The organism is Corynebacterium sp. H78 (assembly GCF_037572275.1).
GTDB lineage: Bacteria > Actinomycetota > Actinomycetes > Mycobacteriales > Mycobacteriaceae > Corynebacterium.
Map to the genome: position 1 here is coordinate 88,919 of NZ_JBBHKX010000005.1, position 15,564 is coordinate 104,482.

At 57.0% G+C, this 15,564-nt stretch carries 11 protein-coding genes; 7 read left to right on the top strand and 4 right to left on the bottom strand.

Annotated features, from left to right (window positions below; translation table 11 throughout):
* Positions 1-170: 170 nt before the first annotated feature.
* Both WG934_RS08855 and WG934_RS08860 read left to right on the top strand, forming a co-directional pair.
* A complete protein-coding gene (locus tag WG934_RS08855; protein ID WP_339979877.1) occupies positions 171-1,475 on the top strand; it encodes a hypothetical protein in 1,305 nt (434 codons plus the stop codon).
* 87 nt (positions 1,476-1,562) lie between these two features.
* The gene (locus WG934_RS08860; RefSeq protein WP_339989820.1) at positions 1,563-2,558 is read left to right on the top strand and encodes an LCP family protein; all 996 of its coding nucleotides are present in this window, start codon (positions 1,563-1,565) and stop codon (positions 2,556-2,558) included.
* 24 nt (positions 2,559-2,582) lie between these two features.
* Here the strand turns inward: WG934_RS08860 and WG934_RS08865 are convergent, their stop codons facing one another.
* Both WG934_RS08865 and WG934_RS08870 read right to left on the bottom strand, forming a co-directional pair.
* Entirely contained in the window at positions 2,583-3,140 is a 558-nt protein-coding gene (locus WG934_RS08865) for an acetyl-CoA acetyltransferase (RefSeq protein ID WP_339979879.1), read from the bottom strand.
* Between the two features lie 294 nt (positions 3,141-3,434).
* On the bottom strand, positions 3,435-4,844 hold the full coding sequence (locus WG934_RS08870; protein ID WP_339979880.1) for a dipeptidase: 1,410 nt from the start codon (positions 4,842-4,844) through the stop codon (positions 3,435-3,437).
* Between the two features lie 227 nt (positions 4,845-5,071).
* Here WG934_RS08870 and groL point away from each other — a divergent pair, with 227 nt between their 5' ends.
* The 5 genes from groL (at position 5,072) to WG934_RS08895 (ending at position 10,578) form a co-directional block, all read left to right on the top strand.
* On the top strand, positions 5,072-6,700 hold the full coding sequence (gene groL, locus WG934_RS08875) for a chaperonin GroEL (protein ID WP_339979882.1): 1,629 nt from the start codon (positions 5,072-5,074) through the stop codon (positions 6,698-6,700).
* A gap of 259 nt (positions 6,701-6,959) precedes the next feature.
* Positions 6,960-7,859: a polyphosphate kinase 2 gene (ppk2, locus tag WG934_RS08880; protein WP_339979883.1), complete on the top strand. Its 900-nt coding sequence runs from the start codon at positions 6,960-6,962 to the stop codon at positions 7,857-7,859.
* 280 nt (positions 7,860-8,139) lie between these two features.
* Positions 8,140-9,294 (top strand): ABC transporter permease, encoded by a 1,155-nt coding sequence (locus WG934_RS08885; RefSeq protein WP_339989821.1) that lies wholly within the window; start codon positions 8,140-8,142, stop codon positions 9,292-9,294.
* The gene (locus WG934_RS08890; RefSeq protein WP_339979885.1) at positions 9,291-10,028 is read left to right on the top strand and encodes an ABC transporter ATP-binding protein; all 738 of its coding nucleotides are present in this window, start codon (positions 9,291-9,293) and stop codon (positions 10,026-10,028) included. Before WG934_RS08885 ends, WG934_RS08890 begins: the two co-directional genes overlap by 4 nt.
* Positions 10,012-10,578, top strand: a complete 567-nt coding sequence (locus WG934_RS08895) for a TetR/AcrR family transcriptional regulator (RefSeq protein ID WP_339979886.1) — start codon at positions 10,012-10,014, stop codon at positions 10,576-10,578. The genes WG934_RS08890 and WG934_RS08895 overlap by 17 nt, the downstream gene beginning before the upstream one ends.
* A 168-nt stretch (positions 10,579-10,746) precedes the next feature.
* Here WG934_RS08895 and WG934_RS08900 read toward each other — a convergent pair whose 3' ends face one another.
* Together WG934_RS08900 and WG934_RS08905 are read right to left on the bottom strand one after the other, a co-directional pair.
* Positions 10,747-14,787: a Pls/PosA family non-ribosomal peptide synthetase gene (locus WG934_RS08900; RefSeq protein ID WP_445228231.1), complete on the bottom strand. Its 4,041-nt coding sequence runs from the start codon at positions 14,785-14,787 to the stop codon at positions 10,747-10,749.
* Positions 14,787-15,416, bottom strand: coding sequence for a MarR family winged helix-turn-helix transcriptional regulator (locus tag WG934_RS08905; RefSeq protein WP_339979888.1), 630 nt, complete (start codon positions 15,414-15,416; stop codon positions 14,787-14,789). The genes WG934_RS08900 and WG934_RS08905 overlap by 1 nt, the downstream gene beginning before the upstream one ends.
* Between the last annotated feature and the right edge of the window lie 148 nt (positions 15,417-15,564).

Below are 15,564 nucleotides of genomic sequence, written 5' to 3' on the forward strand. Positions count from 1 at the left end.
GTACTAGATAATTGGTGGTCAATTGCGCAAAATCCCGCGGAGAATGTGTGAGGGAAAGTGTAAGGAAGCCACCAAGGTGTAAAACGAAAGACTGCTAACAGCGAAAATCACCACAATTCGCTCGGCATATTTCGGTTTAACGGCTCGGGTTTTCTTACAAAGGAGCTGCCGTGGCAGATCTGAAAGGTCGCACGTTAGGCGTGCTGGCAAACGTGCAGGAATCTGTACAAAATCGTGGAGGTGTGAAGCTTTCACGAAAGGTTGTTATTACTGGACTCGTTGCAGTGGTGATGATCGCCAGTTATGTAGCCCTGATTTGGATGCTGCTCAATTATGGTAGCGATATCTGGCTTCCTGCTGCATTGTTGGGCACTGCTTTGGCGATCCCAACGGGACTGTGGTTCTGGCAGCAGATTCAGGCTTTGCGCACACCGGAGAGTGATTCGGTTGCTCTCGTGAGTGCGGACGAATGTGACGATGACGTGGTGTCGTTCGACGAAGATGAGTTCTTCAAGGCTCTCAACGAGTGGGACAGCGACGAGAAGCAGCGCAATCAGGTCGAGGTTTTCTGGACTGATGAGCAGCGCTCGGAGTACTCCGCTATGTGGACACGTGCGAATAGCGGCGCCAGCCCTAAGGTTTCCGCATTTGAAGATCACAATATGCGCCAGTGGATGATGGTCGCGCCGGTTACTGCAATTTTTGCAGTACTGGGTATGTTTTCGCTGACGGGAATCGATAATTCCCCAATTTCTTTGGCCGCTGTCACTGGTGAAGAAGAGGCGGTTGCGCAGAACGGGAGCGAGAAGTCGCGCGACACTTTCATCGCTGCTGGGCTTGACGGTAATCCACATACTGCGGTTCCGGTTGCAGCATCTGGTCTGCCAGCTCAGCCAGCAGGTGTCCCAAATCGAGCAGAAGGGCTGCTAGCGAAGCTTCGCAATCTGTCTGCTCAGGCAACAATGAATAGTGCTGGTGTTACTCGAACCCTGCCAGTGAACACTCCAGCGCCAGGTCAATCAGCAGTGGCACCACGCCCGGAGTCAGCTATCCCAGGTGCTGTGCCACCACATGCGCCAGCTTCAGGTGAAGTGCCACCACCAGCACCTGGTGGCGAACCTGCACCCGCTCCAGCTCCTGCGCCGGGTGAAGTTCCTCCGCCGGCTCCTGCGCCTGCCCCAGCCGACGTGCCACCTCCTCCGCCATCCACAGCGGAGCCAGCGCCTAGCTCGCCACCTGTCGCTGATCGCCCGATCCTCGACCCGGGCGAGTCAACAACGACGCCAGCACCAAGTGAACCTTCTGAAACCACGGCTCCTGAAGAGACCGAAACTCCACAAGAGAAGTGTGAGCTCGACGAAGATGGGAAGCCATTGGAGGGCGAAGCCAAGGAAGAGTGCTTGAAGAAGCGCGAAGAGGAAAAGGCAAAGCTCCGCGAAACGGAAATGCCAAGTGCGGTGGAGCCACAACCGTAATCGAATAATGTAACCGACGAAAAGAACGGCAAGCGATTAAACTAATCGCTTGCCGTTCTTCTCTTAATGACCGAAAGCTGCCACCTCATGTCTAGAGTCCTCAAACGCACAATTCTTGCGTTTGTCATCGTCCTCGTCGTGTTTGCACTAGTGGCAGGCGGATTCTTGCTGTGGCTGTACAACGGTGTGCAGACATACGGGTCGTCGGAAGGTGGAAAATCCAGCATCGAAGACGGTGACAACACTTTCCTCCTCATGGTTCGCGATACCAGGGCAGGGGAAAACGCTGATGTTATGGAATCGGCAGCAGAAAGTGACACAGCAGACGGCGGACGCACAGACTCCATGATCCTCGTCAACATCCGAGCGGGGCAGGCAATCGATATGGTGTCGCTACCACGTGACTTGATGGTAAGCATCCCGGCCTGTGAAACCGCAGATGGGACAACCACGAAGCCTTCGAAAGCGAAGATCAATGCGGCCTACGCATTTGGTTCACGAGGCGACGATGCGGATGTTGCATCACCTTACGGAATTGAGTGCGCGGAGAAGACCGTCGCAAAGCTCACTGGCATTGATGTCGATGGTTCCGCAGTCATGGATGCATTTGCGGTAAAGGAAATCGTGGATGGGATCGGCGGGGTTGAGCTGTGCGTTTCAACCGACCAGGCTGCTGAGCTCGAACAAGTTGAGGCTGGGTGTCACGTGGTTGATGGGGACGCGGCGTTAGAGTATTCCCGCGCGAGAAAAGGCGTTGATGATGGATCGGATCTGTCGCGAATTGAACGCCAGCACAAACTACTTAAGGCAGTGTCGACGAAGCTGTCGGAAAACAATGACCCGCGCCAGTCTGCCAACCTACTTCTGCTATCGCGGAAGCTGGGTCAGCATTTAACTGTGGATTCTGGAATGCGGTCGATGGGTAACGCAGCGCAGGTTTTGGCCACGATTCGAACCGGCAAACTAAATATGGCCACAACACCGACAGTGTGGGCACCAGATGGTGTCAACCTTGTCGTTGCACCAGAAGCGAAGACCTGGTGGAAAGCGATGAAAGAAGACCAGCCCGTCCCGATGGACTAGGCCGGAGTAACGTCGCCCCAGGCCTTAGCTGTGCAGGCGGTTAGCTGCGCAGACCATAGCGGTCATGATGGAATCTTCCGGAGTCTGACCGAAGCCCATCGTCCACACACTGTGGTTGTTGAAAGCAGCGTAGATAAAGGTTGCGGTTGCTTCGAAGATCTCGAACTGGTGGAACTCAACGATCTCGACCCGGTAGCCAGCGTCTGCCAGCATGTTGGTGGTAGCGGAGACAGGTCCCATTGCTTCGAGTTCCATCGACTGAACACGCTCAGAGTCGGTGCCACGACCGGTGATGAGTTCTGCGAAGTACGTCGAGCGACCAGCGCGACCCTTCTCCACGTCGAATGACTGGATCCCTAGCTGGCCATGGCTTGGGGAGTACGTGTTCATGAACGTGCGCCAATCCATACCGCGTGCTTCCTGGCGAAGTCCACGTGGCAGGCGGTGTCCAAATCGAGCGCGGAATGGATCTTCAGCGAACGTGCGGCTGGTGCTGGACTCCTTGCCTTCAGGAACCTGAGGCTCGGTGAACATCATAGAAGTGGACGTGTTCTTAGGAGTGCGCATAGTGGTGGAGAACATTCTGTTTCGGTCCTTCATTGAATAAGAAGAGTTTCAAGATGTGAGTGGACCAACCGGTTTTGGCTTCAGGTGCGGCCAGAGACCCCGTGCGGAGGGGTTAGTCGTGGCCTCCACCGGGGTTCGTAGCCTTGGCTACTCGAATAGCCGTGGCTACTCGGGAAAGAATGTTCTTCTGCATGCAGGCGAGAATAGTGCATCTTAAAGCTGTGACGCAACTCATTCTCCCACGATTGGTGCATGTCGGAGAATTATGTAGTGCCATCAGTAATGAAGAAATAGCTGTTTATCGTGCAGTTATGCGGGGGTCACAGTTTTCACAAAATTCCCAAGAAAGATTGCCTCCGCAATCGCGATATCCCGAATTTCGTGTGGATCAACCGACTCGTCAGCCGAATGAATTGCACATTGTGGCTCCTCAACGCCAAACAGCGCGATGTCTGCATTCGGCACTGCTTCCAGCAGCGTTGCACACAGCGGAATCGACGCACCCTCACCCATATTGGCGGTCGGCTTCCCGTACGCCGCTTCCAGTGCTGCTGATACTTGCTTTACGACGTCGCCGTCAGTGTCTGTACCGAACGGGTACGCAAGCTCGTCGCGAGTGATCGTGAGCTTGACGTTCCACGGCGCATGCGCCTCGATGTGCGCTACCAGGGCATCTTGTGCTTGCTGTGGGTCAACGCCGGAGGGGATGCGGAAATTGATATGTGCCGTAGCACTCGCTGGAATCGCGTTGACTGCGTTGGTGGCCGGTGGGCAGTCGATACCAGTGACGATCACAGCAGGGCGGGCCCACGTGAGATCGGAGACGGTGTTGCTTGTTCCGTCCGTCGTCAAGCTGACGCCATCAAGGACTCCTGCGTCGGAACGGAACGTGTCGGCATCGTACTCGAGGCCGTCCCATTTCTGAGCGCAGTCGAGGCCGTCGATGCTGGTGGCGCCGGTCTCGTCACGAAGGCTATCGAGAACGCGGATGAGTGCAGCCAGGGCATCAGGAGCTGCGCCGCCGAACATGCCGGAGTGGACAGGCTGTTTCAGGGCATCCACGCGGACATCGATATCTGCGGTGCCGCGGAGTGTTGTGACCAGGGTTGGCTGGCCAACTTCGGCATTGCCGACATCTGCAATAAGAATGACGTCTGCCTGGAAAAGGTCCGGCTGGGTAGCGATCAAGTTGTTCAGGCCTGCAGAACCGCGTTCCTCGGACCCTTCGACGATGATTTTGATGGTTGGCATCGGCTGGTTTGCATTGACTTCCCGCAGCGCGCGCAACGCGGCCAAGTGCATTACGACATTGCCCTTGCAGTCGGCCGTGCCACGGCCATACCAGCGTCCATCGCGCTCAGTGAGAGTCCATGGGTCGTCGGTCCATGCGGCGATGTCGCCGGCCGGCTGAACGTCGTAATGCGAATAGAGAAGGACAGTCTTCGCATTCGGGTCAGACTCAGGCAACGAACCAGGCAGAGTCCCAGATAGCGCGATCGAACCGTCGATGGTGTTGTGCTGTGTGAGCTCAACACCGGCATCCGCAAACATTGCGACGGTCGCAGTCGCAGCGTCACGGCATGCCTGGGCTGTTTCCTCGGTCCCATGTACGGAAGGAAATGCGACCAGCTCGGTGAGCTGCTGCTTAATGGTGTCACGCTGCGCAGTGATGTGGTTGCGAAGGCGCGTGGTCAATTCATTATTAATAGTGTCGCTCATGCAGCCAGTGTAAACGGAGCCTCGGATTGGCGGAAAGCTTGCACTCATAGCGGTCGAGTGCTAAAAACATGACTTAGCACTTCGGTTATCTGAGTGCTAAAAATAAACGAACTGAACACGGTTAGTTGGGTGAGATGCGGGGTGACACTTCCTCGTATCGATGCCGTCGCGGGCGCCTGACTGACTCCATGTAAGTGTCGTCAACTTTACGGAGGATCGTAAGCCTCATGGCAAAGATCATTGCTTTCGACGAGGAGGCCCGTCGCGGTCTCGAAAAGGGTCTGAACACCCTGGCCGATGCCGTTAAGGTAACGCTGGGACCAAAGGGTCGCAATGTTGTCCTCGAGCGTAAGTGGGGCGCACCGCTTATTACTAATGACGGTGTTTCCATCGCTCGTGAGATTGAGCTGGAAGACCCTTACGAAAAGATCGGCGCAGAGCTGGTCAAGGAAGTCGCTAAGAAGACTGACGACGTCGCTGGTGACGGCACCACCACCGCTACCGTCCTGGCACAGGCACTCGTTTCCGAGGGTCTGCGTAACGTTGCTGCTGGCTCGAACCCAATGGGTATCAAGCGTGGCATCGAAAAGGCAGTTACTGCTGTTACTGACAAGCTGCTGGAATCCGCTAAGGATGTTGAGACCAAGGAGCAGATCGCTGCTACCGCTGGTATCTCCGCTGGCGATCCAGAAATTGGTGAGCTGATTGCAACCGCTATGGACAAGGTTGGCAAGGAAGGCGTCATCACCGTTGAAGAGGCCAACACCTTCGGCCTCGACCTGGAGCTGACCGAGGGTATGCGCTTCGACAAGGGCTACATCTCCGGTTACTTCGCAACCGACATGGAGCGCCAGGAAGCTGTCCTGGAGGACCCATACATCCTCCTGGTTTCCGCAAAGATCTCCAACATCAAGGATCTGCTCCCACTGCTGGAGAAGGTCATGCAGTCCGGCAAGCCACTGCTCATCATCGCTGAAGACGTTGAGGGCGAGGCTCTGTCGACCCTGGTCGTCAACAAGATCCGTGGCACCTTCAAGTCTGTTGCTGTGAAGGCTCCAGGCTTCGGTGACCGCCGCAAGGCAATGCTGCAGGACATGGCTATCCTGACCGATGGCCAGGTCATTTCCGAGGAAGTTGGCCTGTCCCTCGAAACCGCAGACCTGCCACTGCTCGGTCGCGCTCGCAAGGTTGTTGTGACCAAGGACGAGACCACCATCGTTGAGGGTGCTGGCGACCAGGCTGCTATCGAAGGCCGCGTCAACCAGATCCGTGCAGAGATCGAGAACTCCGACTCTGACTACGACAAGGAGAAGCTGCAGGAGCGCCTGGCTAAGCTGGCTGGCGGCGTTGCAGTTATCAAGTCCGGCGCTGCTACCGAGGTTGAGCTGAAGGAGCGTAAGCACCGCATTGAGGACGCTGTCCGCAACGCAAAGGCCGCTGTTGAAGAGGGCATCGTTGCAGGTGGTGGTTCCGCACTGCTCCAGGTTGCACACGTACTTGACGACGAACTCGGCCTGGAAGGCGACGAAGCCACCGGTGTCCGTATCGTCCGTACCGCACTTGGTGCGCCACTGAAGCAGATCGCTCTGAATGCTGGCCTCGAAGCCGGCGTTGTCGCAGAAAAGGTTGCAGGCTTGCCGCTGGGCGAGGGCCTCAACGCTGCTACCGGTGAGTACGTTGACCTGATGGCTGCAGGAATCAACGACCCAGTGAAGGTCACCCGCTCTGCACTGCAGAACGCAGCGTCCATCGCTGCACTGTTCCTCACCACCGAGGCAGTTGTTGCAGACAAGCCAGAACCTGCAGCACCAGCAATGCCAGGTGCAGATGACATGGGCGGCATGGGCGGTTTCTAACCACCGACCCTGCTGACTAGGTGAAACCAGAATAGTTTCACCACGTCAGAAGCGTGATTGAGAAGCGTCGTGTTCTTCGGAACATGACGCTTCTTGCATTGTCTGCCCATTGTCACATCGGGTAGCAGTGATGTGGGGAGGGGATCGTCGTCAAGTGGATAGGCTAAGGGCACCCCAACCAAAAATGTGACATGTATCGAAAGTGGAGTTCCTCAGTTCTGGGGTCAATCGCGGGGAAGAATCCGGGTACGATAGTGGTATGGCTGACAAGAATGAAGAGGACTTCCACATCGTCGATTTGGCGAAGACCGAAGGTTACGTCGTCGATGACTCTGACGATGATGATCCAGTGCTGGTCACTCCAGATGGGCAACCAGTAACCACGTGGCGCGAAGACTACCCGTATGAAGAGCGCATGACGCGCAAGGAATACGAAAAGACCAAGCGTAAGCTGCAGATCGAGCTTCTGAAATGGCAGAACTGGACCAAGGAAACAGGTCAGAAGCACATCATTATTTTCGAAGGCCGTGATGCTGCTGGTAAGGGCGGCACGATCAAGCGCTTCAACGAACACCTCAATCCTCGTGGTGCCCGTGTCGTTGCGTTGGAGAAGCCATCTCCACGTGAGTCGAAGTCGTGGTACTTCCAGCGATACATTGAGCACTTCCCATGCGGTGGCGAAATCGTCTTCTTCGACCGTTCTTGGTACAACCGCTCGGGTGTAGAGCGCGTCATGGGTTTCTGTACTGAATCTCAGCACGCGGAGTTCTTGCGTGAGGTGCCAATGCTGGAGAACATGCTGCTTGGCTCCGGTATCTCTCTGACCAAGCTGTGGTTCTCTGTTACCCAGAAGGAACAGCGCACCCGCTTCGCAATCCGCCAGGTTGACCCAGTTCGCCAGTGGAAGTTGTCGCCAATGGACCTTGCCTCCCTGGATCGTTGGGACGACTACACCCGCGCTAAGGAAGAGCAGTTCCGTTACACCGATACGGACGAATCTCCGTGGATCACCATTAAGTCGAACGACAAGAAGCGTGCGCGTCTGAACGCGATGCGTTACGTTCTGTCGAAGTTCGAATACACGGAGAAGGATCACGAAGTTGTGGGCGAGCCTGACCCATTGATTGTGAAGCGTGGCCGCGACCAGATTGGTGACTAGGCTTTTGCTGGCTACGTGTGGCTAGCTGCAAACGTGTCGCTAGTGTCTCGTGCAGAAATGAACCCGAACCCCAGGTGGGGCTCGGGTTTTCTTCTGTTTTTGGGGCTGCTGGTGTTTGTCGTGCACGGCAAGTGCAACTCCGGCTGGCACGTCCCATTAGGTGCAACCCCTGGCAGAAACTACCCGTTTTCCTGGTCGAAGCGAGATTACATGTTATCAACATAGCGTTGTTAAGATAACGACGTACTGTTGTTAACTCTCGCTAAACCGAAGGAAAATCATGTATTTAGCGTGGCGCGAAATGCTCTTCGCGCGTAGTCGATTTCTGCTCATGGGCCTCGTGCTCGGACTGATGTCGATTCTGATTGTTATTATTTCTGGCCTGACCTCGGGTTTGGTCAATGATGGTGTCTCTGGTCTGAAGGCCTTTGATGCCGACGTGGTCGCCTTTGAAGAAGGAATCCAGACCGATTCGGCGTTCACCAGGTCCCAGATCAACCTGGCTGACGCGGATGCTCTCGCTGCTGATGGTGCAGTTTCTGAAGCAGCGCCACTTGGTCTGACCATTGCAAATGCCAAAAACCAGGATGGTGTCCCCGTTGACCTCACTCTGATCGGTGTGCTGCCAGATTCATTCTTGGCACCCGAGGGTCTGCCCGAGATGGCGGCACCGGAAAGCCGAAAAGCTGACGAAGCAACCTCGACTCCGCATGAAGTCATCCTCTCCAACAGCTTTGAAGATGACGGCATGAAGGTCGGCGACACCATCACGCTAGAGCGCTTGAACACCGAGTTCACGGTCACCGGTTTCACTGATGAACAGCGCACTTTCGGTCACGTCGGCTTGGCCTACACCCCAATGGACGTATGGCAGGAAGTTCACGCTGGTGCGCGCAACGGTGAAGCCGCACGACCAGAGGCCTATGATGTGGCTTCGGTTGTGGTGGCGAGGACCGTCGATAAGCCAGAAGTGGAAGCTCTGTCTGAGAACTCCGGTTTGGATGTGCGGACGCTGAAGGAGTCGTTCAATTCTTCTCCAGGTTACTCGGCGGAAACGCTGACGCTGACGATGATCCAGTGGTTCCTATACATTATTGCTGCCCTGGTCACGGGTGCTTTCTTCCTAGTGTGGACCATTCAGCGAGCCGGTGATATTGCGGTGATGCGCGCGATGGGTGCGACTCGTGGATTCTTGATGAAGGACTCGCTGGGGCAAGCCATTGTCATCCTGGTTGTGTCCATCTTCCTCGGAGTTGCAGTCGCAACCGCACTGGGCTTCGGCCTCGAACAGTCCCCGATGCCGTATCTGATGGAACTATGGCCAGTGGTCACCGGCGCCATCACACTATTCATCGCCGGTTTGATTGGTGCACTAGTTGCCGTCTTCCGCGTCACCAGAACTGATCCGCTCAACGCGCTGGGAGAGAACCGATGAGCACTATCGATAACAATGCCGCTGCTGCCGGCTCCAACACCACCGCAACCAGCACTCCAGCGCTGAATCTGCGTGATGTCAGCATTTCGTATGGCGATGGCGACAGCGTCGTGCACGCGCTTGATGGCGTGAGCCTGACTGTCAATGCAGGCGAGTTCGTGGCCGTCGTTGGACCATCAGGCTCCGGAAAGTCTACGTTGCTAGCTGTGGCTGGTGCGTTGACCAGCCCGGATAGTGGCGTGGTGGAAGTAGCTGGCCAGGATATTACGAACTTGGACGATGCCAGCTTGGCCAAAATTCGCCGCAATCACATCGGCTTCGTGTTCCAGTCCACCAGCAATCTTCCTTCGTCGCTAAAGACTATCGAGCAGCTCGAACTAGCAGCCCGGATTCAGGGCAAGCGTGGCCGTCGCAGTAATGAAGAACTGCTCGAGGCCGTCGGCATGGCCCACCGCGCCAGCTACCGTCCGGGACAGCTCTCGGGTGGCGAGCGTCAGCGTGTGGGCATTGCTCGCGCTCTGGCGTCAGGCCCAGATTTGCTGCTGGTCGACGAACCAACGGCAGCGTTGGACCGCAATCGTTCGCATGAAATCGTGAAACTCCTGGCACAGGAATGCCACGAATTGGGTGTGGCCGGAGTTATGGTCACACACGATGTTGAGGTGCTGGAGCACTGTGACCGCGTCTATGAAATGACGGATGGTAGGCTCTCGGAACATGCCGAAGATCACTGAGCCGACTGTTTCGCAGCATCGAGCTGTGCAGCATAAAGCTGTGCTCGATGCAGCAGAACGTTTGATAGTTGCTTCTGGTGGAACGGTGCCATCGGTATCCGAGGTTGCCGCGGAGGTGGGGCTGGCTCGCCCCAGCGTCTATGCCTACATCACCTCGAAAGAGGATCTTCTTATTCAGCTGCTGCTCAAGGTCATTCCGCAGTGGTTGGAAGAGTTGGAAGACGCGTTAGCGAAAAACTCCGCCCCCACGCGGCCGTCGGTGATCACCTACGTTGATGTGACACTGGATCTATTCCTCCACGGTTCGCACGGCCCGCTGATGATCGCCGCTGGGAACTTCCCGCAGGCGTTCGCGGATCCGCGGGTGCAAGAAGCACACGACGCAATTGAACCAGCGCGCCAGCGTCTGATCGGTGGTTCGGCCATTGCGTTTTCGCTTATCGACGCCGCCATCGCGCGCGGCAGCGAGCTTATCGGCCAGTCGCCGGAAAGCAAGGACGAAGTCGTGGACAATCTGCACGCTATGGCTAAGGGTGTTTTCGCTCTGTAAGTGCGTGCGCGTTCGTCGCATACGTAGCCACAAGAGGCCAAACACGGGCAGGTTAGAGCAGGCTCAATCAACAGCGGAGGCTCTATCACCGAAAGCAGGCCCCGACCGTAAGGTCGGGGCCTGCTTGCATCTTGTCAACACTGGTCAGCGGCTACGGTGCGGTCACCATTACATAACCGGCTCAATCGGATTGCCTCGCCACGTAGTGCGACGTGGCACGTGATCGCCTCGCATAACTAATGAACCAGGCGCAACGCGGGTGCCAACGCCCAACTTCGCTGCTGGCAACACCACCGAATGTGGTCCAAGGACCGCGCCACGTTCGAGCACGACGGTATCCAGGGTCATCACACGGTCTTGGAACAAGTGAGTCTGAACCACACAACCACGACCCACAGTCGCACCTTCACCGATCTGAACAAGATCAGTTTCCGGCAGCCAGTAGGACTCTAGCCATACGCCACGGCCAATCTTTGCGCCCAACCAACGCATGGCGCGGTTGATTCCGCCCGTCGCCATGGCAGGGTTCAGGTACCACGGAGCAGCAACGGATTCGACGAACGCATCTTGTAGTTCGTTGAGCCATACGAACTTGCTCCACAGTGGATGATCGCCCTTGCGGTGCTTGCCGACGCACAGCCACTTCATCACCACTGTGATGATCAGACCAACAAACCCTGCGATCAGCAGCACCAGTGGCGACAACACCAGCGCCACGATGAGTCCCAAAATGCTGGAGAATCCATCCGGCATCAGCCCGTTGCCACCCTCTGGGATACGGCCAAATTCGACTGCAATGAAGGAAGCAATTACTTGCAATCCCGCCAGCGTCAACACCGCCAGCGCCAGCGAGACCATCGGTGCAAGCAATCGAAGCGTCTCGACGACTCCGCGCATAAACTTCAGCCCGAAAGTTGGGCGGTACGTCTTCGCTGAGGTATCGGTATCGACGTCGGTGACTCGGCGCAACCGCTCTGGCGGGGAACCCCACCAGTTAGAACCATTCTTGGTTTTCTTAGGAGTCGAAGACAGAACTGCCACCAGAGAGTTCTTCGCCAGCTTGCGGCCAGGTGCGGTAATTCCAGAGTTGCCCAGGAATGCGCGCTTGCCGATGCGCGATTCGCCAAGCAGCATCCAACCACTACCCAGTTCGTAGTTGGCGACCATCGTGTCGTCGGCAAGGAAGCTCTCCTCGCGAACATCCATGAGTGATGGAATGGCAATCGCCGTGGAAATTTCGGCATCATGACCGATTTTCGCGCCGAGCAGACGAAGCCAAGCTGGGGTCAACATTGATGCGTAGAGCGGGAACAGATCGACGCGTGCAGCATCCATGAGTCGGATCGTTGCCCATGCCTGCCAGCCAATACGTGAACGTACAGCATGAACACCTGGCTTCAATCCGATCGAGAACAATCGCACAAACAGCAGCGTCAGCAGCGCGTACGTTGCAAATGCCGCCAGTGCTGCCAGCGGAGTCCACGCGAGTGCCCAACCGAGCAGCCCCAGCGCATTGCTTGACGACGTCTCCGTCATTGCAAACGTGCCAAAGCCAATGACTGTCGCCGCAACGGCAAGCGATGCCATAGGCACCAGCGCCAAAATCAACGCAGTCAGTGCGTAGACGAATACCCAGCCCGTGCGACGTGGCGGAACCTGCTCAGGGAAGCGGCGCTTTGGTCGGCCTACCTTCTTGGCAGGTGAACCTGACCAGCGTGCACCGTTCTTGACCTTCTTGTCTCCGGTGACGGTCGATCCCGCTTCGACGTGAGCAAGCTTGCCCACGCGGGTACCGGGCATCAACGTGGAGCGGGCACCAATGCGGGCTTCTTCGCCTACATGGATGCGACCGACGTGGACAGTTTCGCCATCTACCCAGTAACCGGACAGATCGACTTCTGGTTCGACGGAACAGTAGTCATCCAATTGGACGAGCCCCGTGACCGGTGGCAACGAATGCAGATTCACACCCTTGCCAATCTTCGCGCCTAGCATGCGGGCGTACCACAGCACGAAAGGTGCGCCGGAAACCGAGCGAACTCCAGAGCTTTCGGCCAGCCGTTCGGCTGCCCATAGGCGTAGATGGACGGAGCCACCGCGAGGATAGTCGCCGGGCTCGATCTTGCGGGTTAGCACGCGGGTTGTCAGCGCGTTGACCGGCATGACTCCAAGAGGAGTCAAGAACAACACGGCCAGCAGAACTACGAACCACAATGGAATCTGTAGTGCTGCTTCCCAGCCGGCAGCAGACAACACGGCGTTGACGATCGCCAACCACGCAACCCACCGCGCGCCACGCGCCCACTGAAGTGGGACCATCATGGCTACCTGTTTAAACCGGGTGCTGCGCGCTACGGGCCGTGGTGTCGGGGCGTTATCGCTTTCCTTGACTTCACCACCTGCAAGGGTGGCTTCGTCGACAAGCCCGCGGGTGACAAGCTCCTCCGCAAGCCGACCGAGGCGTGGGTGATCGTAGAGATCCTTCACTGCAACCTGTGGTGCAACTTCACGGATCTTTGCGACGACCGTCGCAGCGGCCAAGGACGTACCGCCGAGGGCGAAGAAGTCAGCACTTGCACCAGGGGAGGCGACTGACAACACGTCGGACCAAATCTCCGAGAGCCATGCTTCGGCGGGAGTGAGGTCTTCGTCAGACGGGGAGGAAGGATCGGCAGGAAGCGGCCATGGGAGGGCCGCCTTGTCGACCTTGCCGGAGGTACGAACTGGCAGCTCATCCATGATGTGCAAACGAGGAACCATCGCAGCTGGCATGGCCTCGCGAAGCTGGGTCATGCAGTCGGCATGATCCATGGCAGAGGCATCGCCACCAGCGCCGACGTAACCAACCAAAACGGAGTCGCCACCGCCGGTCTTTTGCACAACGACTGTGGCTTGGGTTGCTCCGGGAAGCGCGGCAAGGTGAGCCTCGACTTCGCCAAGCTCGATACGACGGCCCCCGATTTTCACCTGATCGTCAACACGACCGGTGAACATCAGACCTTCGGGTTCCAAGACCACGTGGTCGCCGGTGCGGTAGGCGCGCTCCCAGCCGACAGAGTCGAGAGGTGCATACTTCTCCGCATCCTTGGCAGGGTCCAAGTATCGGGCCAGACCAACGCCACCAATGACCAGCTCACCTTGCTGGCCGTATTCGACGGGATTGCCCGATTCGTCGATGACGGTGAGATCCCAACCGTCGAGAGGCAAGCCGATACTGACAGGCTTGCCTGGGAACAGCTGTGTTGCCGATGCAACTACTGTCGCCTCGGTGGGGCCGTAGGTGTTCCACATCTCTCGGTCATCGGTAGAGAGCCTATCGACGAGCTCCTGCGGGCAGGCTTCGCCACCCACGATGAGCAAGCGAACGCTGTCGAGTGCTTCCGCAGGCCACAAGCCTGCAAGTGTTGGCACAGTCGAGACAACCGTAATGCCACGGGAAATCAGCCATGGGCCGAGGTCCACACCGGAACGCACCAGAGAACGAGGCGCAGGAACCAGACACGCACCGTTGCGCCAGGCTAGCCACATTTCTTCGCACGACGCATCGAAGGCAACGGATAGACCTGCAAGGACACGGTCCTCAGGTCCGAGGGGGCCTTCAGGGTGGTTGGCGCAGAAGAGTCGCGCCTCAGCATCAACGAATGCTGCTGCCGAACCGTGCGTGACCGCAACGCCCTTCGGCTTGCCTGTGGAACCAGAGGTGAAAATGATCCAGGCGTCGTCGTCAGGTGTCGGGGTAGCGACGTGTGTTTTCTCGTCTGCAGTCTTAGATTCTGCAGCTGCTTTACCGCCGGCGGTGAGATGCAGACCCTGCGCATCGAACCAGCCTGCAATGTCAGCCTCGCCGAATACCATTTCGGCGCGCTCATCAGGATCGTCGGCATCGACCGGAACATATGCAGCGCCAGCAGCGAGAATAGCCAAAATTGCAATGTACAGTTCGCGGTTGCCCGACGGCATGCGAACGCCAACACGATCGCCACGGCCAATGCCTTGCGACGCCAGCCATACAGCCGTTTCGTCGATTTCCTGCAGTAAGTCTGCATAGGTGACGACAGCCTCGCCATCGTCGATAGCTTCCGCATGCGGATGTTCCTCCGCAGTGCGACGAAGAACATCAATCAGAGTGCGCAACGGCGGGCGCTGATCGGCGCGCAAGTACTGAGTGGGAATCGCGCCATGTAATGGCACGGACGAGTCCTTCGCCACTATTTGCCACCCTTCTTTTTCTTCTTCTTTTTCTTCTTTTTGGACTTCTTATCGTCCTGCTTTTCGTCCTGCTTTTCGTCTTGCTCGGAGTCGGCCTGGCTTGCAGGCTGCACCTCGGCATTTTCCGCAGGCGCATCGTCTTTTTCAGCTGCAGTTTCTGGTGCGTCCTCTGGTTCGTCGTCGACCTGTTCCTCTAAGAGATCGGCAACAGCTTCGAGTACGGCGTCGTCCATTGCGGCGACAGCATTTCCTTCTGCACGACGGATATTGCGACGCAGGTTTTGACGCAGCGAATTACCCGTCTCCGTGATCATGATCAACTGACGGCGACGGTCCTTCATGTCGCGAGTGCGCTCGACCAGGTTTGCTTCCTCCAGGGTGTCGATCAAACGCACCATGTCAGAGCGGTCGATTCCCAGAAGGTCACACAACTCTCGTTGCGAGAACGAGTTACCGGAAATTGCTTCGAGCAGCCAATATCCGCGAAGCGACAGTCCACCGAAGGAATCAGTCGTGCGAGCGAGTGCAGCATCCACTTGCTGGCGAACAGCAGTTTCTAACTGGGTCAGTGCCCACGATGCGGAGCGTTGGACCACGCGAGGCATGCGGACAGCGTTATTTGTTGGCATGCCCCCATCGTAGCTAACAAACCTGCAATAGGATAATTGGAAACGCCCAACTATTCATCGTTGTTTCCAGGAATTCTGCAAGAAATATTGGTCACAATGAGGGTTGGGTGGAGCGCATCGGAGGGGAATCGGAGAGGCAGATACGACA